This window comes from Streptomyces sp. NPDC006296 (assembly GCF_040613235.1).
In the GTDB taxonomy this organism is placed as follows: Bacteria; Actinomycetota; Actinomycetes; order Streptomycetales; family Streptomycetaceae; genus Streptomyces.
In genome coordinates this window covers 1-19,396 of the sequence record NZ_JBEXRT010000070.1, presented here as the reverse complement: position 1 = coordinate 19,396, position 19,396 = coordinate 1, and the positions used below count along the sequence as shown (strand labels likewise).

15 protein-coding genes and 1 riboswitch are annotated in these 19,396 nt (G+C 74.7%); of the genes, 8 read left to right on the top strand and 7 right to left on the bottom strand.

Translation table 11 applies throughout. From position 1 onward, the window contains the following. Positions 1-100: 100 nt before the first annotated feature. Both ABZ172_RS29360 and ABZ172_RS29355 read left to right on the top strand, forming a co-directional pair. Entirely contained in the window at positions 101-703 is a 603-nt protein-coding gene (locus ABZ172_RS29360) for a class F sortase (RefSeq protein ID WP_356888275.1), read from the top strand. Positions 704-926: 223 nt separating this feature from the next. Continuing rightward, positions 927-3,275 (top strand): GH92 family glycosyl hydrolase, encoded by a 2,349-nt coding sequence (locus ABZ172_RS29355; protein ID WP_356888273.1) that lies wholly within the window; start codon positions 927-929, stop codon positions 3,273-3,275. A gap of 65 nt (positions 3,276-3,340) precedes the next feature. Here ABZ172_RS29355 and metE read toward each other — a convergent pair whose 3' ends face one another. Then, on the bottom strand, positions 3,341-5,659 hold the full coding sequence (metE, locus tag ABZ172_RS29350; RefSeq protein ID WP_356888271.1) for a 5-methyltetrahydropteroyltriglutamate--homocysteine S-methyltransferase: 2,319 nt from the start codon (positions 5,657-5,659) through the stop codon (positions 3,341-3,343). Positions 5,660-5,817: 158 nt separating this feature from the next. Continuing rightward, positions 5,818-6,038, bottom strand: a riboswitch (cobalamin riboswitch). Positions 6,039-6,107: 69 nt separating this feature from the next. Then, positions 6,108-6,683 (bottom strand): CGNR zinc finger domain-containing protein, encoded by a 576-nt coding sequence (locus ABZ172_RS29345; protein ID WP_356888269.1) that lies wholly within the window; start codon positions 6,681-6,683, stop codon positions 6,108-6,110. A 103-nt stretch (positions 6,684-6,786) separates the two neighbouring features. Here ABZ172_RS29345 and ABZ172_RS29340 point away from each other — a divergent pair, with 103 nt between their 5' ends. Beyond that, positions 6,787-7,959, top strand: coding sequence for an epoxide hydrolase family protein (locus ABZ172_RS29340; protein WP_356888267.1), 1,173 nt, complete (start codon positions 6,787-6,789; stop codon positions 7,957-7,959). 192 nt (positions 7,960-8,151) lie between these two features. Here ABZ172_RS29340 and ABZ172_RS29335 read toward each other — a convergent pair whose 3' ends face one another. Together ABZ172_RS29335 and ABZ172_RS29330 are read right to left on the bottom strand one after the other, a co-directional pair. Further along, complete coding sequence (locus ABZ172_RS29335) at positions 8,152-8,490, bottom strand: GNAT family N-acetyltransferase (protein ID WP_356888265.1); 339 nt, start codon at positions 8,488-8,490, stop codon at positions 8,152-8,154. Continuing rightward, the gene (locus tag ABZ172_RS29330; protein ID WP_356888263.1) at positions 8,487-9,464 is read right to left on the bottom strand and encodes a pirin family protein; all 978 of its coding nucleotides are present in this window, start codon (positions 9,462-9,464) and stop codon (positions 8,487-8,489) included. The genes ABZ172_RS29335 and ABZ172_RS29330 overlap by 4 nt, the downstream gene beginning before the upstream one ends. 123 nt (positions 9,465-9,587) lie before the next feature. On the opposite strand from ABZ172_RS29330, the gene ABZ172_RS29325 reads away from it, so the two are divergent. The 5 genes from ABZ172_RS29325 to ABZ172_RS29305 all read left to right on the top strand — a co-directional run bounded on the left by ABZ172_RS29325 (position 9,588) and on the right by ABZ172_RS29305 (position 15,093). Next, the gene (locus ABZ172_RS29325) at positions 9,588-10,076 is read left to right on the top strand and encodes a carboxymuconolactone decarboxylase family protein (RefSeq protein WP_356888261.1); all 489 of its coding nucleotides are present in this window, start codon (positions 9,588-9,590) and stop codon (positions 10,074-10,076) included. Positions 10,077-10,407: 331 nt separating this feature from the next. After that, positions 10,408-11,574 (top strand): polyprenyl synthetase family protein, encoded by a 1,167-nt coding sequence (locus ABZ172_RS29320; RefSeq protein WP_356888259.1) that lies wholly within the window; start codon positions 10,408-10,410, stop codon positions 11,572-11,574. Further along, positions 11,571-13,106 carry a phytoene desaturase family protein gene (crtI, locus tag ABZ172_RS29315; protein ID WP_356888257.1) on the top strand — a complete coding sequence of 512 codons (1,536 nt, stop codon included), beginning with the start codon at positions 11,571-11,573 and terminating at the stop codon, positions 13,104-13,106. Before ABZ172_RS29320 ends, crtI begins: the two co-directional genes overlap by 4 nt. After that, positions 13,103-14,089, top strand: a complete 987-nt coding sequence (locus ABZ172_RS29310; protein ID WP_356888255.1) for a phytoene/squalene synthase family protein — start codon at positions 13,103-13,105, stop codon at positions 14,087-14,089. Before crtI ends, ABZ172_RS29310 begins: the two co-directional genes overlap by 4 nt. Further along, the gene (locus ABZ172_RS29305) at positions 14,086-15,093 is read left to right on the top strand and encodes a DUF5914 domain-containing protein (protein ID WP_356888253.1); all 1,008 of its coding nucleotides are present in this window, start codon (positions 14,086-14,088) and stop codon (positions 15,091-15,093) included. Before ABZ172_RS29310 ends, ABZ172_RS29305 begins: the two co-directional genes overlap by 4 nt. 3 nt (positions 15,094-15,096) lie before the next feature. Here the strand turns inward: ABZ172_RS29305 and ABZ172_RS29300 are convergent, their stop codons facing one another. The 3 genes from ABZ172_RS29300 to ABZ172_RS29290 are packed head-to-tail and all read right to left on the bottom strand — an operon-like array spanning position 15,097 to position 19,156. Continuing rightward, a complete protein-coding gene (locus ABZ172_RS29300; protein WP_356888251.1) occupies positions 15,097-16,704 on the bottom strand; it encodes an FAD-dependent oxidoreductase in 1,608 nt (535 codons plus the stop codon). Next, positions 16,701-17,909: a lycopene cyclase family protein gene (locus ABZ172_RS29295; protein ID WP_356888249.1), complete on the bottom strand. Its 1,209-nt coding sequence runs from the start codon at positions 17,907-17,909 to the stop codon at positions 16,701-16,703. The genes ABZ172_RS29300 and ABZ172_RS29295 overlap by 4 nt, the downstream gene beginning before the upstream one ends. Further along, a complete protein-coding gene (locus ABZ172_RS29290; RefSeq protein WP_356888247.1) occupies positions 17,906-19,156 on the bottom strand; it encodes an NAD(P)/FAD-dependent oxidoreductase in 1,251 nt (416 codons plus the stop codon). Before ABZ172_RS29290 ends, ABZ172_RS29295 begins: the two co-directional genes overlap by 4 nt. Positions 19,157-19,396: the final 240 nt, after the last annotated feature.

The following is a 19,396-nucleotide window of genomic DNA, read 5'->3' as shown; positions in this document are numbered from 1 at the left end:
GCCCGGACCTTCACGTAGTGCTCGTACTCGGTGGAGGCGGCCGCGGCGATCAGGGGCGTGGCGTCGAGCACCATCGTGCGCAGCTGTTCCGGAGTACCTCATGCCCCTCCCCTCGAACCCCTTCCGGCGGACCGCGGTGTCCGCGGCCGCGGCCGGCCTGCTGATCGCCCTCACCGGCGGTTGCGGCGCGCCCGACGCCGCCGGGCCCGCCGCCCACCGGACGGCTCCCGGCGCGTCCCGGCCCGCGGACGCGCCCAAGGCGCCGGCCCCCGCGCGGCTGACGGTCCCGTCGCTGCACATAGACAGCGAGCTGCTGCGGCTGGGACTCAACGAGGACGGCACGGTCGAGGTGCCGCCGGCCGAGAAGGGCATGACAGCGGGCTGGTACGCGGGCGGAGCCGTCCCCGGGGAACCCGGCGCCGCCGTGCTCATCGGCCACAACGACACCCGCTTCGGCAAGGCCGTCTTCCACGACCTGCACGCGATCGCCGAGGGTGCCGACATCGCCGTGTCCGACGGGGGAGGGAAGGAGACCCACTTCACCGTCACCGGCACGGAGACCGTGGCCAAGGACGCGTTCCCCACCGACAAGGTCTACGGGGCGACCGGCGAACGCGTGCTCCGGCTCATCACGTGCGACGGCGACTTCGACGCCGCCGGCCACCCCGTGGACAACCTCATCGTGTACGCCGCGCTGCGCTGACGGGGCGTCGTCCGTCCGGGCGCGCCCGGACGCCTCCCGCACCGCGACGCTCGTTGTCCCCCCGGAGCGGTGAGTCCCCGTGCCGGGAGTTCCCGCTCCGGGGAGTCCCCGACGCGGGGATCCCCGGCCCGCCGCGACCCTTGACGAGTACACGCACACCGGCCAAGAATGATCGCCACGTACGTATGACAACGTTGTCCACGTTTCGAGAGGCGTTCCTTCCATGAGATGGACCCAGTGGATCCGCGGTGCGGGGACGGCCGCGGTCACCGCCGCCCTCCTCGGCGGCGCCGTCGCCGCACCCGCCGTCGCGGACGGCGGAGGGCACGCCGAGCGCGGTCGGCTCACCGACCTCGTCAACCCCTTCATCGGAACCGAGAACGAGGGCAACACCTACCCCGGCGCCGCGGTGCCGTTCGGCATGGTGCAGTTCTCGCCCGACACCGGGCACAACACCGGGTACGACTACTCGGAGACCCACATCAGGGGCTTCTCCACCGTCCACATCTCCGGAGTGGGCTGCGGCCTGGGCGGGGACCTCCCGGTCCTCCCCACGACCGGTGACATCACCTCGACGGACAACGCCGCGTACGCGGCCGAGTTCAGCCACGACGACGAGAAGGCCGGACCGGGCGTCTACGAGGTCGGCCTCGCCACGGGCATCAAGGCCGAGCTCAGCGCCACCGAACGCACCGGCGTGCAGCGCTACACCTTCCCCGCCACGGACAAGGCCAACGTCCTGATCAACGCGGGTCAGTCGCTGCACCGGACGGTGAACACCGAGGTCGAGATCCTCGACGACAGGACCGTCCGCACGGCCATCACCGGCAGCGGCTTCTGCCAGGACACCAAGCCCTACACGGTGTACACCCTCACCCGCTTCGACCGGCCCTTCACCGTCTCCGGCACCTGGAAGGGCGACACGGTCACCCCGGGGTCCACGGCCTCGTCCGCGGGCGGCGAGCGTAACGGCGCCTTCGTCCGGTTCGACACGTCCGAGGACCGCACCGTCGAGGCGACCACCGCGATCTCCTACGTGGACGCCGCCGGCGCGGCGCGCAACCTCCGTGCCGAGGGCGGCCGTTCGTACGACCGCGTGGCGCGTGCCGCGCAGGCCGCCTGGGAGGACCGCCTCGACGACGTCCGGGCGAAGGGCGGCAGCGAGACCCTGCGCCGGACCTTCTACTCGTCCCTGTACCGCTCCTTCCTCGCGCCGAACATCGGCAGCGACGTCGACGGCCGCTACACGGGCTGGGACCAGAAGATCCACCGCGCCAAGGGCTTCACCTACTACCAGAACTGGTCGCTCTGGGACACCTACCGCACCCAGGCCCAGCTGCTGGCGCTGCTCGCCCCGCGCGAGTCCCGTGACATGGCGATCTCCGTCCTCGCGATCGACAAGGACAGCGGCTGGCTCCCCAAGTGGGGCTACGGCACGGTCGAGACCAACATCATGACCGGCGACCCGGTCACCCCGTTCCTCACCAACGCCTACCAGCAGGGACTGCTCGAGGGCTACGAGGAGCAGGCGTACCGCGCGCTCAGGAAGAACGCCGACGGCGTGCCGCCGGCCGACTCCGCCCCGGTGGGCCGCGAGGCCAACAAGGAGTACCTGGCCGACGGCTTCGCGCCGTACATCAAGGGCCGCGCGCACGTGAAGCCGGGCGACTCCGACTACGACCACGGCGCCTCCGCGACCCTGGAGTACGCGCTGTCCGACGCGATGCTCGGCCAGATGGCGAAGGAGCTCGGCCACCGCGAGGACGCCGCGCGCTACACCGAGCGGGCCCAGAACTACCGGAAGATCTTCGATCGTTCGACCGGCTTCTTCCGCGCCCGGGACGCGAACGGCGACTTCACCGGACCCGTCGACCCCGCGCAGAGCGAGGGCTTCCACGAGGGCACGTCCTGGCAGTACCAGTGGCTCGTCCCCCAGGACCTGCCCGGCATGGTCTCCCTGATCGGGGGGACCGACGCGGCGAACGAACGCCTCGACTCGTTCTTCGCCCACGAGCAGCTGCTGCAGGACCCCGCGAAGACCGCCCGCGAGGTGTGGGTGAACGGTCCGTACGACTACTACAACGCGGACAAGTACAACCCGCAGAACGAGCCCGACCTGATCGCCCCCTACACCTACCTCTCCACCGGTCAGCCCTGGAAGACGACGGACGTGGTCCACGCCGCGCTCACCCTCTTCACGGACACCCCGACGGGCATGACCGGCAACGACGACCTCGGGACGATGTCCGCCTGGAACGTCCTCTCCTCGATCGGGATCTTCCCGGTCCAGCCGGGGACCGACACCTGGGGCCTGTCGACGCCCGTGTTCGAGCGGGTGGACCTCACCCTCGACCGGCGGTACTACCCCAGGGGCGGCCTGACCGTGAAGGCGCCCGGCACCTCCGACACGGCGCGCTACATCACGTCCGCGCGCACCGACGGGACGGACTGGGCGAAGACGTACCTGACCACCGAGGACATCCGCCGCACCGGGGACCTGTCCTTCGAGGTCGGCACGGCACCCTCGGGATGGGGCACCTCCGCGGACGCCGCCCCGCCGGCCCTGCGGTGACCCGCTGAACGACCCTGCCGCGCACCGGACCCGCCCCCTCGGCCGAGAGGGCGGGTCCGCACCCGTCAGGTCGCCGACAGCTCGTCGCGGACGACGCGGGCCGCGGCCACCAGGTTCTCCAGCGAGGCGCGGGTCTCCGCCCAGCCCCGGGTCTTGAGCCCGCAGTCCGGGTTGGCCCACAGGCGCTCGGCGGGGATCGACTCCAGGGCCCTGCGGAGCAGTGCGGCGGTCTCCTCGACGCCCGGGACGCGGGGCGAGTGGATGTCGTACACGCCGGGTCCCGCCGCGCGCGGGTAGCCGTGGTCCGCCAGTTCGCGGGCCACCTGCAGGTGGGACCGGGCGGCCTCCAGGCTGATCACGTCGGCGTCGAGGTCGTCGATCGCCCGGACGACGTCCCCGAACTCGGCGTAGCACATGTGGGTGTGGATCTGCGTGTCCGGCCGCACCCCGCTCGTGGTGAGCCGGAACGCCTCGGTCGCCCAGGCCAGATAGGCCGGGTGGTCGGCGGCGCGCAGCGGCAGCGTCTCGCGCAGGGCCGGCTCGTCCACCTGGATGACCGGGGTGCCTGCCTCCTCCAGGTCCCGCACCTCGTCCCGCAGGGCGAGGGCGACCTGCCGCGCGGTGTCGCCGAGCGGCTGGTCGTCACGGACGAAGGACCAGGCGAGCATGGTGACCGGGCCGGTGAGCATGCCCTTGACCGGGCGGCCGGTCAGCGACCGGGCGTACGAGGTCCAGCGCACCGTCATCGGGTCCGGACGGGAGATGTCGCCGGCCAGCACCGGCGGACGCACGTACCGGGTGCCGTAGGACTGCACCCACCCGTGCCGCGTGGCGAGGTACCCCGACAGCTGCTCCGCGAAGTACTGCACCATGTCGTTGCGTTCGGCCTCGCCGTGCACGAGGACGTCGAGGCCGGCCTTCTCCTGGAAGGAGACCACCTCGGCGATCTCCGCCTCGATCCGTTCCTCGTACGCGGCCGCACCGAGCCGTCCGGAGCGCAGCCCGGCGCGGGCGGTGCGCAGTTCGCCGGTCTGCGGGAAGGAGCCGATGGTGGTGGTCGGCAGCAGCGGCAGCCCGAGGCGGGCGCGTTGGGCCGCGGCGCGTTCTCCGTACGCGTGCGAGCGGCGGGCGTCGGCGGCGGTGACGGCGTCCGCCCTGCTCTGCACGAGCGGGTCGTAGGTGACCGGGGAGTCGGCGCGGGAGGCGAGGTCCGCCTGGTTGGCGGCCAGCTCCGCGGCGACGGCGTCGGTGCCCTCGGCGAGCGCCCGGGCCAGCGTGACGATCTCCCCGGTCTTCTGCCGGGCGAAGGCGAGCCAGCGGAGGATCTCGGGATCGATGTCCCGCTCGGCGGCGGCGTCCAGCGGCACGTGCAGCAGGGAGCAGGAGGCGGCCACGTCGACCCGGTCGGCGAGTCCGAGCAGGGTGGCCAGCGTCGCCAGCGCCTTCTCGTGGTCGTTGATCCAGACGTTGCGGCCGTTGACGACCCCGGCGACCAGCCGCCTGCCGGGCAGCCCGCCGACGGCCGCCAGGGCCTCCAGGTTCGCGGCGCCGGTCTCCGTGAAGTCGATCGCCAGTCCCTCCACCGGCGCCTCGGCCAGGACGGGCAGGGCCTCACCGAGGCGGCCGAAGTAGGTGGCGACGAGCAGGCGGGGGCGGTCGGTGAGGGCGCCGAGGTCGCGGTAGCCGCGCCGGGTGGCGTCCAGTTCGGCGGGAGTGCGGTCCTGGACGAGCGCCGGCTCGTCTAGCTGGACCCACTCGGCCCCGGCCGCGCGCAGATCGGCCAAGACCTCGGCGTACACCGGCAGCAGCCGGTCCAGGAGCGTGAGCGGATCGAAGTCCGCGGCGACCCCGGGGGCGGCCTTGGCGAGGAGCAGATAGGTCACCGGGCCGAGGAGCACGGGCCGGGCGGCGAGCCCCAGGGCGGCGGCCTCCCGGAGCTCGGCGACCTGCTTCGCGGAGTCCGCCGTGAAGACGGTGTCCGGTCCCAGCTCCGGGACCAGGTAGTGGTAGTTGGTGTCGAACCACTTCGTCATCTCCAGCGGAGCGGCGTCCTGGGTGCCGCGCGCCATCGCGAAGTAGCCGTCGAGCGGATCGGCGGCGACCGCCTCCCGGTGGCGCTCCGGGACGGCGCCCACCATGACGCTGGTGTCCAGCACGTGGTCGTAGTAGGAGAAGTCGCCGGTCGGCACCTCGCCGATCCCGGCGCCGCTCAGCTGCCGCCAGTTGTCGCGGCGCAGTCCGGCACCGGTGGCGTGCAGGGCGTCGGCGGTGACCCGGCCCTTCCAGTAGCCCTCGACGGCCTTCTTCAGTTCCCGGTTCCGTCCCTGCCGGGGGTAGCCGTACACAGTGGACCGCGCTGCCGCGGTCGCGTGCTCGGTGGTCACGGAGATCTCCTTCGCGAGATGAATCCCTGAGATCCCGGGGACGGGACGAGGGCGCGAAGGGATGACGTACCGGGCGGAGGGCGCCGTACGACGCTGGCATCCGCCTGGTATGTACGCCGACCCGCCCACGAGGTCACCGGGATGTCCGCACACGGTCGGTCCGCGCGCGGGCAGGTGGCAGGTCTTCGGACTCGCGGGCGCACCCTCGAAGAGGACACCTAGTGGCCGTCGCTTCCCAGGTCCGGTTCGTCGGACCCAGTGCGTATGACGGCGGTCGTTCCCGCTCACCGCTGCGGGGCAGTCCCGGATTCCCACCGGGTTCCCTCTTGCGACGCATCCCGCCTGGCGGACGGGGCGAACCAGCTGCACGCACCAGCATAGGGCCGCCGGGGGGTGCGCCGGGTCCGATCCGGCCACGCGGACGGCGGAGCGCCGGCCGCGTGCCCGGTCACTCCGCCGCTGTCGGGTTCCCGCGCCGGCCGGCGTGGAAGCGGGCCTTCTTCTGACGGTTCCCGCACGTGTTCATGTCGCACCATCTGCGGGTGCGGCTCCGGCTGATGTCGAAGAAGGCGGCCCGGCAGGTCGGCGACGCGCAGAGGGCCAGCCTCCCGTCCCGTTCGCCCGCGACGACGCCGACCGCGTCGGCGGCGATCACACCGAGGGCGTCCTCGACGCCGGTGGACGGGCCGAGCAGCCAGCGCCGCTCACCCCCCGGCGTCAGGACCGCCGCGGCGCGGCCCCGGGCACTGCGGTCGTTGATGACGCGGACGGCGGAGGCGGGCAGCACCTCCTGGACGGCGGCCGCCGTCGCGACGGCGTGCACGGCCTCCCTCAGTTCCCGTGCGAGGTCGAGCTGGGCGGGGGTGCAGGAGTCCACGGCGAGGCCGCTCACCGCCAGCCAGTCGACGAGCCGTTGCGGTGTGGGGATGCGCTCCACCGGGGTGCCGTGACGCTCCGACAGCGTCCCCGTGAAGCTGGTCGCCAGCACGGCGCCGAGGCGGAAGTCGGGGGACGCGGCGGACATGGAACCACCTTAGCCGGTTGCGACGTGACTCGGGAGACTGCTAGAACCGTCAATGCCGGTTCTCGACACCCCGGTCCCGGTTCCCCGACGGCCAGGAGGTCCCGTGCCCCGTCCGACCGCCGACGTGCACCCGTACGAACCCCGTGCGACCGACGCCGAACTCGACGACCTGCGCGCGCGACTGGCCGCGGCGCGCCTCCCGGAGGCCGAGACGGTCCGGGGCGCCGCGCCCGGCCCCGGCCGATGGGGGCAGGGCGTCCCCCTCGCCGACCTCGTCCGGGTCGTGGACCACTGGCGCACCGACTACGACTGGCGGTCGTTCGAGGACCGCCTGCACCGCATCGGCCAGTTCCGGACGGTGATCGACGGTCTCGGGATCCACTTCCTGCACCGCCGGTCCGCGCGCGCGGACGCCACCCCGCTGGTCCTGACGCACGGCTGGCCGGGGAGCGTGGCCGAGTTCGTCGACGTGGTGGACGAGCTGGCGGATCCGGCGGACGCGGCCGCGCCCGCGTTCCACGTGGTGGTTCCCTCGCTGCCGGGCTTCGGTCACAGCGACAGGCCGGCCACCACCGGGTGGGGGACCGAGAAGATCGCGGCCGCGTGGGTGGAGCTGATGGGGCGGCTCGGCCACCGCAGGTTCCTGGCCCACGGCGGTGACTGGGGAGGCAACATCACGACGGTCCTCGGCGGCCGGTTCCCCGCGCACGTCCTCGGTGTCCACACCACGTTCGCCGAGGCGCCTCCGGGGCTGACGACGGACGGACTGACGGCGGCCGAGCGCGGATGGGCCGAGGAGACCCGGGACTTCTGGCACCACCGCGCGGCGTACGCGAAACAGCAGGCGACCCGGCCGCAGACCATCGGCTACGCGCTCGTCGACTCACCGGTCGGGCTTCTCGCCTGGATCCTCGACAAGTTCGCCGAGTGGTCGGACACCGAGGACAGCCCGTTCGAGACGATCTCCCTCGACCGGGTGCTCGACAACGTCACCCTGTACTGGCTGACGCGGACCGGCGCGTCGGCGGCCCGCCTCTACCACGAGAGCCACAACTCGCTCGATCCCGGGCTCCGGGTCGACGTGCCGTCGGCCGTCACCATGTACCCCCGCGACATCGAGAAGTGTCCGCGCCCCTGGGCGCAAGAGCGGTACCGGCGGATCGTCCGGTGGAACGCGCCCGCCGAAGGGGGACACTTCCCGTCGCTGGAGGTCCCCGGATATTTCGTCGAGGACCTGCGGCAGGGTCTCGCGGCCGTGCTGGCCGCTCGCCGCTGAGGCCCGGCGTGGCTCGGGCGCCAGGGCGAGCGGTCGACGCAGCGGCAGAGGCCGTCCGGCGCTCCGGGCCTCGCACCCCGAGGGCTGTCGCACCGCGGCCCGGCGCGATCACCCCGGGCGTCCTGCCGCCCACCGCCACGGCGCGTCCGGTGCCCGCCCGGTCCGGGCGGGCACCGGGTGTTCAACGGATGTTCAGCGGGCCAGGGCGGTGTCCAGCCACTGCAGGGCCTCCGGTGTGACCGGGTCCGTGATGTCGGCGAACTCCTCGTGCTTCTTCAGGAACTTCGCCACGTACGGGCAGACCGGGACGATCCGCCTGCCCGCTTCCCGCACCTGGCTCAGCGCCTCCTGGACGAGGACGGAGGCCAGGCCCTGCCCGGCGAAGGCGTCGTCGATCTCCGTGTGGAAGAAGACGCGCTGCCCGTCGCGGTCCCGGTAGGCGGTGAAGCCCGCCGTCACCTCACCGACCAGGATCTCGTAGCGGTGCCGGGCGTCGACGTGACGGACCAGGGGAGCGGAGGACCGGGTCATGGTGTGCTGCCTTTCGGGGGCGACGGGTTGCCACGCGGTGCGAGGGCCGCGTTCGGGAGGGCCGGAGCGGGGATGCGGTCGCCGGGGTAGCCCTCGACGTGGCCGAAGCGGTCGGAGGACGCCTCCCACTCCCGCCGGGCCTCGACGATGTCCTCGTGGCTGCGGCCCACGAAATTCCACCACATGACGATCCGTTCCTCGAACGGGGTTCCGCCCACCAGCACCGCCCGGGCGGGGGCGTCCGTCTCGTTGACCAGGGTCATCGTGCGGTTCCCGGTGCCGGTGTAGCCGAGTTCCGATCCGCGCAGCGGTGTGCCGTCCAGACGGATGCGTCCCCGGTCGACGAGGAGCCCGTGCTCGAAGGCGGGATCGATGCCGAGGGTCGTGGTCGCGTGTGGTTCGAGGACGATCTCGGCGCCGAGCAGCGGGGTGAAGGCCGGGACCGGCGACGTGTCCCCGGCCAGCGAGCCGAGGAACACCCGGATCACCGCGCCGTCCAGGTGGACCGCGCCCGGCACGTGGTGCCGGAAGTCGCGGCCGGTGTTCCGGTGCTCCTCGGGGAGGGCCACCCACAGCTGGACGCCGTGCAGGGTGGTGGTGCCCGGGGTGGAGACCTCGGTGTGGCTGATGCCGTGGCCACCGGTCATCAGATTCAGCTCACCGGGACGCACGAAGGCGTGGCTGCCCAGGCTGTCGCGGTGCTCGATCTCCCCGCTGAACAGCCAGCTGACCGTCTGCAGGCCGGTGTGCGGATGCGGCGCCACGTCCATCCCGCCCGACTCCGCCACGTCGTCCGGTCCGTAGTGGTCGATGAAGCACCAGGCCCCGATGAGTGTCCGGGCCCGCTGCGGCAGCGTGCGGCGTACGGTCATCGCCCTCGGCCCGCCCAGCGGGACGTCCCGGGGGGTGAGGATCTCGACGCCGGCCCCGGGAGCCGGCTCCCGGCCGGCGGGGTCCGTGTGCGCTGGGCTCATCCCCGGCCCTCCCGTGCGGCAAAGGTGATTTCATGTTCAACAATCATGCTTGACCTTAAGCCGCCGCCCGCCCGGGCGGCCACGGCGCGACGCGGGGCGGCACGTCCCGGTGAGGAGTCCAGGGTGAACGGTACGGAGGCGGGGCGTCCCGACGGGCGGGTCTTTGTGGACAAGCGGAGCCCGAAGGCGTTCCACGCGCTGACCGCCACGGCGGAGGCGGTGCGCACGGTCGCCCAGGAGGCCGGACTGGACCGCGTCCTGGTCGAGCTCGTCAACCTGCGGGTGTCCCAGATCAACGGCTGCGCCTACTGCCTGGACGTCCACACCAGGGCCGCCCTGCGCGAGGGCGAGACGACCCGGCGGCTGGGCGTGCTGGCCGCCTGGCGCGACACCGAGGTCTTCACCGGCCGTGAGCGTGCCGCGCTGGCCCTGGCCGAGGCCACCACGCACCCCGCCGACGCGGCCCTCCAGGAGGACGCCTACGCCACGGCACGCCGGTCCCTCTCCGAGGACGAGATCTCGGCCGTGATCTGGGTCGCCGTCACCATCAACGCCTTCAACCGGGTCTCGATCCTGAGCAAGCACCCCGTGCGCGGCGTCCCGAGGCAGTGACCGGTCCGGCGTCCCGAGCCGGTGACCCGCTCCGGGCCGGCCCGGAGCGCTGACCGGACCGGCCCCGCGCGGGCCCGTTGCGGGGGAGCGGTGCGCCGCGCGGGCCCGAGGCCCCCCGAGGGGCCGACAGGCACCGGGCCGCCTCGGTGCGGGCCGGCCTCCCCGCACCCGACCGCCCCGCACCCGACCGGGTGCGCCGATCGCTCCGCCGTCCGGGTGAACTTCGCACCGACCGGGCCGTCGGCCGGGCAGGCATGGACGCATCCGCGGTCCGCGCGGCCGGAAGCTCCGGTGGACGCGCAAGCGGACAACGGAGCGAAAGGGGCTGTCCATGCTCGGTTCACGGACCGCACGAGCGGGTGCCGGCCCAGGCGGCGGGCCCGGCGCCGGAACGGATCCGGGCGGTTCGCCCCGCCCGGCGGGAGGCACGGCGCAGGCCGTCGACACCGTCCTCGCCGAGCACCTGCGCACCCGGCTGCTGGAGGCCCGCCGGGCGGACGCCGTGTTCGCCGACGAAGTGGCGTCCCGAGTCGCCGCGTTCGTCCTGCACGGCGGCAAACGGCTCAGGACCGCGTTCGTCCGGTGCGGGTGGCTGGCGGCAGGAGGGTCCGGCGACCCCGGCACCCCGCTGCGGGTCGGTGCCGCACTCGAACTGCTCCAGGCCTGCGCGCTCGTCCACGACGACGTGATGGACGAGTCACCGGTGCGCCGGGGCGCGCCCGCCGTGCACGCCGACTTCGCGCGCCTGCACCGGGAGTCCCGGATGCGGGGCTCCGCCGCCTCCTACTCCGCCACCGCCGCGATCCTGGCCGGAGACCTGGCCCTGGTCTGGGCCGACGACCTGCTCACCGAGACGGCGCTGTCCTCCCCGTACGGAGAACGGCTGCACCAGGAGTGGCAGGCGATGCGCGCGGAGATGGTCGCCGGGCAGTACCTCGACATGCGGGCCCAGGCGGCCGGATCCTCCGACGAGGCCCGGGCCAGGAAGATCGCCACGCTCAAGAGCGCCCTCTACACCGTGGAGCGGCCGCTGGCCCTCGGAGCGGCCCTGGCCGGGGCGGACCCCCGCACCACCGACGCGCTGCGCTCCGCCGGGCGGTGCGCGGGAGTCGCCTTCCAGCTCCACGACGACCTGCTGGGCGCGTTCGGGGACCCCGCCGTCACCGGGAAACCCGCGGACGAGGACCTGCGCACGCGCAAGCTCACCGGCCTGCTCGCGGTCGCCCTGCGCCGCGCCGCCGAGACCGGCGACACCGAGGCCCTGGCGGTGCTCGCCCCCGGGACGGCCGACAGCGGCGCCGAGGACGTCGACCGGATGCGCGCCGCGCTGGTGCGCACCGGGGCGCGGACGGCGGTCGAGGAGGAGATCGCCCGCCTCACGGCGTCGAGCCTGCGGCACTTCGCGGAAGCGGGGGCCGACGACCGCGCCGCGGACGAGTTCGCCGCGCTCGTGACACGGGCCGCGGGCACCCCCGTCCCCGGGGAGGAGGGCGCATGAGGACCGTGCCCGGAGCCACGGACCACGTGGTGGTGGTCGGGGCCGGTCTGTCCGGCCTGGCCGCCGCCCTGCACCTGCTCGGCGCGGGACGCCGGGTGACCGTCGTCGAACGGGACGCCGGACCCGGGGGCCGGGCGGGACGGCTGGACCTCGGCGGCTACCGGGTCGACACCGGGCCGACGGTGCTGACCATGCCCCATCTGGCCGACGAGGCCTTCGCCGCCGTGGGCGACAGCCTCCACCGGCGCGTCGAACTGATCCCGCTGGACCCCGCCTACCGGGCGCTCTTCGCCGACGGCAGCCGGATCGACGTCCACACCGACGGCGACGCCATGGAGGCCGAGGTACGGAGGTTCGCCGGGGCCGCGGAGGCAGCCGGCTACCGGCGGCTGAGGACCTGGCTGGAGCGGTTGTACCGGGCGCAGATGCGCCGCTTCATCGACACCAACTTCGACTCGCCCTTCCAGCTCCTGCACCCGGACCTCGCCCGGCTCGCGGCCCTCGGCGGCTTCGGCCGGCTCGACCCGCAGATCGGCAGGTTCCTGTCCGACCCGCGGCTGCGCCGGGTGTTCTCCTTCCAGGCGCTCTACGCGGGAGTCGCCCCGGCCCGCGCCCTCGCCGCCTACGCCGTCATTGCCTACATGGACACCGTCGCCGGCGTCTGGTTCCCCAAGGGCGGCATGCACGCCCTGCCCCGGGCGATGGCGGACGCGGCGGCCGACGCCGGGGGCGCGTTCCGGTGGTCCGCCGAGGTGGACGCACTGGAGCGGTCGGCCGGACGGGTACGCGCCGTCCGGCTGTCCTCCGGCGAACGGATCGCCTGCGACGCGGTCGTCCTGACCCCGGACCTCCCCGTCGTCCACCGGCTCCTGGGCCGCGCCCCGCGCCGCCCCGTACCGCTGCGCCACGCACCGTCGGCCGTCGTCCTGCACGCCGGCACCGACCGCACCTGGCCGGACCTGGCCCACCACACACTCTCCTTCGGCAGCGCCTGGGAGCGGACCTTCGACGAGCTCACCAGGACCGGCCGGCTCATGAGCGACCCGTCCCTGCTCATCACCCGCCCGACCACGCACGACCCGTCACTGGCGCCCCTCGGCCGACACCTGCACTACGTCCTGGCCCCCTGCCCCAACACCACGACCGGCCCGTCGGCCGGCACCTGGCGCGGTCTGGGCCCGCGCTACCGGGACAGCCTGCTGGCCGAACTGGAGCGCCGCGGCCTCCACGGCTTCGAGGCGTCCCTGGACCAGGAACTCCTGGTCACCCCGGCGCACTGGACCGCTCAGGACCATGCGGCCGGCACCCCGTTCTCCGCGGCGCACACCTTCGCGCAGACCGGCCCCTTCCGGCCGCGCAACCTCGTACGCGGCCACGACAACGTCGTCCTCGCCGGGTGCGGCACCACCCCCGGAGTGGGCGTGCCGACCGTCCTGGTGAGCGGCAAGCTCGCCGCGGCCCGCATCACCGGGACCCCCCGCCCGGCCGGAGCGCGCCGCCGTCCCCCCGTCCTCGAAGGGCAGAGCCGATGAACCGCCGCGAACTGGATGCCGCCGGGATCACCGGCCCCGACCTGCGCGACGCCTACACCCGGTGCCGGCGGCTCAACGCCCGGCACGGCCGCACCTACTTCCTCGCGACCCGGCTGCTGCCCGTCGAACGCCGCTGCGCGGTGCACGCGCTGTACGGCTTCGCCCGCTGGGCCGACGACATCGTGGACGACCTCGACCGCCGGGAGTCACCCCGGGAACGCGACCGCCTCCTGCGCGTCCTGGAGAGCGACCTGGTCCGCGGACTGGGCGCGGGCGGCGGCGAGGAGCCCGTGGTCCGGGCCGTCGCCGACACCGCCGAGCGCTACGCCATCGACCACGGCCTGTTCGCCGACTTCCTGGCGTCCATGCGCAGCGACCTGACCGTCACCGACTACCCGACCTACGCCGACCTGCGCGCCTACATGCACGGTTCGGCGGCGGTGATCGGCCTCCAGATGCTGCCCGTGCTCGGGACGGTCGTCCCCCGTGAGGAGGCGGCCCCGCACGCGGCCGCGCTCGGCGTCGCCTTCCAGCTGACCAACTTCCTCCGGGACGTGGGCGAGGACCTGGACCGGGGGCGCGTCTACCTGCCCGCGGACCTGCTCGCCGCACACGGGGTGGACCGGCCCCTCCTGGAGTGGAGCCGCCGCACCGGACGGCACGACCCGCGTGTCCGCGGCGCCTTCGCCGAGGCCGACGCGGTCATCCGGAACGTCTACCGGGAGGCGGAACCCGGCATCGCCATGCTGGAGTCGCGCGCACGGCCCTGCATCCGCACGGCCTTCGTCCTGTACCGGGGGATCCTGGACGCCGTCGCCGCCGACGACTACCGGGCGCTGCACCGCCGCGCCGTGGTGCCCCGACGGCGCAGGGCCGTCGTCGCGGCGGGCGGCCTCGTACGGATCCTGGCAGCCCGGACGCCGGCCCGGCCGCCCGTCGCGGAACCGGGAGCGGTCGCCGGAGCGGAAGGCTCCCTGCGGTGAACGGCCCCCGGAAGCCGCGCCGGTGGACGTCACCGCTGCGTCTGCGGCGCGTCCCTCGCTGGGAACGGCAGACTCCGACCTGGCGCGAGGCGAGGCCCGGTCTGATCGCCGCGGCCCTGGAGCGGGCCGCCGCCCGCCCGTCGGGCAACTGGTACGTCGTCGGGGCGTCCCGGGACCTCGGCGCACGGGAGCGCCCGTACGGCCGGACGGTCGCCGGGGTGGAACTCGTGCTGTGGCGGGCGCGGGACGGCGCGCTGCGCGCGGGCCCGGGGGAGTGCCCGCACCTGGGCGCGCCGCTGCGCGACGGCCGGGTGGCGTGCGGGACGCTCCTCTGCCGGTGGCACGGACTGGGCCTGGACGGGGAGCCGTTCGCCGGCTGGGAACCCCGCCCGGTGCACGACGACGGGGTGCTGGTCTGGGTCCGGCTCGACGCGGTGGGGGGCGGGGAGCCGCTGGACCGTCCGGTCGTCCCGGTGCGGCCGGCGCCGGAGGAGGCCGTCGAGGCGGTGTTCACCGCGGTCGGCAGGTGCGAGCCCGAGGACGTCGTCGCGAACCGGCTGGACCCGTGGCACGGGTCCTGGTTCCACCCCTACGCGTTCGTCGGGCTGGAGGTGGCCGGCACCCCGGAGGACGGCGAGGGCGACGCGTTCGCCGTCGACGTCTCGTTCAGGGTCGCCGGCCGGCTGGTGGTCCCGGTGCGGGCGGTGTTCACCGCGCCCGGACCGCGCACCGTCGTCATGCACATCACCGACGGCGAGGGCAGCGGGTCGGTGGTGGAGACGCACGCCACGCCGCTGACCGCCCCCGGCGCGGCCCACCCCAGGACCGCGGTCGTCGAGGCCGTCGTGGCGGCCTCCGGCCGGCGGGGCTTCGCCCTCGCCCGCGCGGCGGCGCCCGCCCTGCGGCCGCTGATGCGGCGGACCGCGGGCCGGCTCTGGCGCGACGACCTGGCGTACGCCGAGCGCCGCTGGTCGCTGCGGAGCACCGGGCGCTTCCCCGGCTGAGCGTCAGCCGCCCGCGACCCGGCCCGCGAGGGCGCGCAGCACCCGGGACCGTCCCCTGCGCGGAACGGTCCAGAGCACCTGTCCCCGGACGCCCCAGCCGGCGAGGAGGGCGTTGGCGGCGAGGAACCCCGAGGTCGCCGCGCGCTCCATCAGCGCGACGGGGAGACCGGTGCGGACCAGGTCGCCCGCGAGCGTGACGCGGGGATGGGGCGTCCGCACGGCGGGCCGGCGGCGATAACCGGCCACGGGGAAGACCGGGCAGTCGGCACGCCACTCGTGACGGGCGTCCACGACCCGCGCGCCCGCCGTCTCCGGGTAGATCTCGTGCAGCCGCTCGCGCATCCGCCGCTGGACCTCCCCGGGCGCGGTGCTCCCGTCGACGGCGTAGGCGTGCAGTTCGACGACCGAACCGCCCGTCCGGGCCGCCCAGCGGGCCGCCTCGCCCTCCCAGCGGTCCAGGACGCTGATGTTGTCCAGCCCGTCGAAGCCGCTGGTGCCGAGGAACCCGGCCCGCTCCGCGCGCACCGGGCGGTCCAGCCACAGCCGGGACACGAGGAACGGGGGCGCCGTGCGCAGCGCGTCGACGTCCGACCGCCAGGACGCGTCCCCCAACCCGTCCGATGCGCCCACCACCTGACGCAGACCACCGGTGTCCAGGGCCAGGACCACGGCCTGGTGGCGGTCCGCCGCACCCTCGCTCTCCACGGTCAGGTCCCCGCCCGCGGCCGGGACGACCCGGTGGACCGGGGTACAGGTGCGCACCTCGGCTCCCAAGCCTCGCAGATAGCCGCCCAGGGGCTCCCAGAGTGCCTGCGGGAACGGCTCGCGCGGCACGTCGAAGAGGAGCCCCTCCGACGACCCGAGGAAGTAGATGTGGAACATCAGCAGCAGCTCGGCCGCGGACAGTTCCCGCGGATCGGCGAAGAAGCTGCGGGAGAACACCTCGAAGGCCAGGTGGCGGGCGGCTTCCGGGAAGTTGATCCGCCGCAGGAAGTCCTCGGCACCGATCCCGTCGAACCGCTCGTACACCTCGGGCACCCGCACGTCGAGGAGGGGCAGGGCCTCCCGCGGGTTCATCGCGGCGAGGTCGCGCCAGCCGAACGCCGGGCTCAGCGCGACGAACCCGGCCGCGCTCCACGGCGGGGTCCTCGGCACCCGGGCGAAACTGTCCGCCATCCCGTTCCGGTGCCGGAGCGGGTAGTCCGGCAGCGGGGTGAGCATCGAAAGCGCGGGGTCCGTACGGCGCAGCAGCCCGCGCAGGTTGTAGTACTGGCGGAAGAAGGCGTGGAAACCGCGGCTCATCGTCGCCCCGGACCCGTCGGCGAGCTGCACGGGCCAGCCGGCGAGGCGGCCGCCGAGGGAGTCGCCCCGCTCGTAGAGGGTCACCCGGACACCGCGCTCGGCGAGTGCGACCGCCGCCGCGAGACCGGCCACACCTCCGCCGACCACCCCGGCCGACGGGGCGTCCCCGGTGAGACGCGCGCGCCCCGGCTCCGGCAGAAGCACCTCGGCCCGGCGGTCGCGGCCGTGCCGGGAGGCGTCGGGGCGGCGCCCGCGGGTCCGCGGGCGAGCGGAGGCGCGTGCCGGTTCGTGGTCCCGCAGGAGGGTCATCGAAGGCTCTCTTCGGATCGGCCGGCGGACCGGCGGGCGAGGAAGGGGAGTTCGGCGGCGGTGCGGAGCATGGGACCCACGGGGGTCCGCAGCCCGATCCCGAACTCCTCCCACGGGGAGCTCCCGCCGTCCAGGAAGCGCAGCATCCGCTCCATCGGCACCCGGCGGAAGAGGTCGGTGAAGAAGCGCGGCCCGTCCACCCGCCCGGTGTCCAGGGCCCGGAGCAGCACGGCGTCCATGGCGAGGGCCCTGCGGCCGTGCGGTGGCGGGACCACCGGGCGCCCGCCGCGCAGCGCGGCGGCGACCGCCCGGCCCTGACGCTGCACGGCGGCGAAGGTGTAGCCGGTCGCCGGACGGGTGGCGCCTCCCGCGGTCCCGATCCGGAACACCGCCCGTCCGGTGCGGCGGGGGAAGCGGGCGTCGGTCATGGGGATGACGCCCTGTTCGGCGGACTCCACCGTGAACCGGCCGAGCCCCAGGACCTCCCCGGTGTACTGCCGGAGCGCCGCCTCGTACGCGGCCGTCGGGAGCGCGGCGCGGGAGAACTCCGTGTACTCCACCAGGGCCCGGTCCGGCGCCAGCGGCAGGACGTAGCCGAACGCGAGACCGTGGGGCGGCTGCGGCACCCTGAAATCCATGAGGTCGGCCACCGCCGGGTCGAAGCGCGGGACGGCGGTGCGCACGAACCAGCCGCGGAAGTGCTGCAGCAGGAGGGTGCGGTGCGGTGGCGTCTCCCGCACCGGCCGCGAGTCGAACACGTGCCTGCCGCGCAGGGTGAGCGGCCGCCCGCCGTCCCCCGTGCAGCGCACCTCGGCGCCGTACGCGGTGTCGCGCACCTCGTGGGCGGTGGCACGGACGACCCGGGCCGCCGGGGCCGCCGCCAGTCGGGCGTGCACCAGCTGTTCGAACGGCTCCGAGCGCAGCATGCGGTACCGCAGCGGTGCCGGCTCCGACTCGACGACGGCGCCGTCCGGCCCGCGTACCCGCAGACGCCGCCAGGACGCGACGACGGCCTCCTCGAACTCCCCGGCGCCCGCCTCCCAGTAGCACCAGGTGCGGGCGGCCGGCCGCAGCGGACCGTCGGGCGCCTCCACCAGCGTCACGCCGGTACCCGTCCTGGTGAGCCAGTGCGCCAGGCAGAGCCCCGCGGCGCCGCCGCCCACGACGACGGCGTCGTCCACCCGTTCGCGGTGGAGCCCGGTCACGCCCCGGTGGCCCGGTCGGCCAGCACCTCGCGTGCCGCCCGGCTCCCGGACGCCAGGGCACCCTGCACCGACCCGGTGGCCCGGTGGTCCCCGCAGACGTACCGCCCCGGCGAGAAGCGGGTCGTACGGCTCAGCGGCCAGGGCGGCGGCATCGCCGGCAGTGCGCCCTCCACGGTGCAGGCGGACACCGCCTCCCAGCCGCTCGTGTCCGTGTCGTAGAGCTCGGCCAGCCGCGCGCGGACCGTCCGCTCCCCGCCGGGCGGGCCCGCGCCGAGGACGGAGGTCGACACGAGCGCGGTGCCCGGGGGAGCGTAGGAGGGGGCGACCTCGGTCAGGACGCAGCTGTTCAGGACGGCGAGGCCGCTGTCCACGACCAGGGTGGGCTCGCTCAGCGGCGACCGCTCGGCCGCGTGGTAGTACGTCGTCACCGTCCGGCCCTCCGGCACCGGGAGGCCCGGCAGCAGACGGCCGGCCGTGGCGAAGTCCGTGGCCACGACGACGGCCCCGGCCGGCCGCTCACCGCCGTCCGCCAGGAGCACCCCCGAGTCCGTGATCCCGGCGACCGGCGAATCCAGCCGGAGGGCGCCCTCCGGCAGCCGGCCGGCGAGCTGGGCCGGCACGGCGCCGATGCCGGCGGCCGGCAGACAGAGCGTCCCGCGGGCCATGCTCCGCCAGACCAGGTGCAGGAAGCGCGCGGAGGTCTCCAGCCCCTCCTCCAGGAACACCCCGGAGAGGAAGGGCCGCAGCAGATCCTCGATCGCCGCCGGCGACAGCCCGGCGCGGACCAGGGCCTCGCCGGCGGTGCGATCGGTCATCCGCCCCACCCGTTTCGCCGGGAGCAGGACGTCGCGGGCGGTCAGCGCCGCGAGCGCGGCCAGGTCCCGGGCCGGCAGCACCCGCCCGGGCAGCAGCTCCGCGGCGTCCCCCGGACACCGGGTGGGGTCCGTCAGGCGCACCCGCCCCGAGGCCGTGCGCGCGACGACCCCCGGCGTGAAGGGGCGCAGCCGCAGCGCAGGCAGATCGACCCGCCTCTTCACCTGCGGGTAGGAGGTGTTGAAGACCTGGAAGCCCCGGTCCAGGAGGAAGCCGTCCCTGCGGTCCGTGCGCATCCGGCCCCCGACCCCGTCGGAGGCCTCCAGCAGCTCGACGCGCAGACCCGCGCCGCTGAGGTCGAGTGCGCAGGCCAGGCCCGCCAGACCCGCGCCGACCACGACGGCGTCCGGGTGTGCGTGCTGTCGGTTCGTCATCCGTGCCCCTCGGCTCGATCCCCGCGCGACCGACGGGGTGTCAAGCCGATCACGTTACGCGTCCGGAAGCCAGCAGCCGCCACGGAGCGCGCGCACCTTCGTGTGACCGTGTGCGGGAGGGCGGGGGCGGGCAGGGCGCCGCCAGTGCCCGGCCGGGACGGCGCTCAGGCCGTGGGGCGGAGGCCGGATGCGCACGGACCGCAGGGACGGCTTCCTCCTGGACCGGGGCTTCCAGGTCTT

What these genes read in the sequence shown, in the direction of transcription:
- ABZ172_RS29360 (WP_356888275.1), top strand. Translation starts at nt 101, where the DNA reads ATGCCCCTCCCCTCGAACCCCTTCCGGCGGACCGCGGTGTCCGCGGCC.
- ABZ172_RS29355 (WP_356888273.1), top strand. Translation starts at nt 927, where the DNA reads ATGAGATGGACCCAGTGGATCCGCGGTGCGGGGACGGCCGCGGTCACC.
- ABZ172_RS29345 (WP_356888269.1), bottom strand. Translation starts at nt 6,683, where the DNA reads ATGTCCGCCGCGTCCCCCGACTTCCGCCTCGGCGCCGTGCTGGCGACC.
- ABZ172_RS29335 (WP_356888265.1), bottom strand. Translation starts at nt 8,490, where the DNA reads ATGACCCGGTCCTCCGCTCCCCTGGTCCGTCACGTCGACGCCCGGCAC.
- ABZ172_RS29330 (WP_356888263.1), bottom strand. Translation starts at nt 9,464, where the DNA reads ATGAGCCCAGCGCACACGGACCCCGCCGGCCGGGAGCCGGCTCCCGGG.
- ABZ172_RS29320 (WP_356888259.1), top strand. Translation starts at nt 10,408, where the DNA reads ATGCTCGGTTCACGGACCGCACGAGCGGGTGCCGGCCCAGGCGGCGGG.
- crtI (WP_356888257.1), top strand. Translation starts at nt 11,571, where the DNA reads ATGAGGACCGTGCCCGGAGCCACGGACCACGTGGTGGTGGTCGGGGCC.
- ABZ172_RS29310 (WP_356888255.1), top strand. Translation starts at nt 13,103, where the DNA reads ATGAACCGCCGCGAACTGGATGCCGCCGGGATCACCGGCCCCGACCTG.
- ABZ172_RS29300 (WP_356888251.1), bottom strand. Translation starts at nt 16,704, where the DNA reads ATGACCCTCCTGCGGGACCACGAACCGGCACGCGCCTCCGCTCGCCCG.
- ABZ172_RS29290 (WP_356888247.1), bottom strand. Translation starts at nt 19,156, where the DNA reads ATGACGAACCGACAGCACGCACACCCGGACGCCGTCGTGGTCGGCGCG.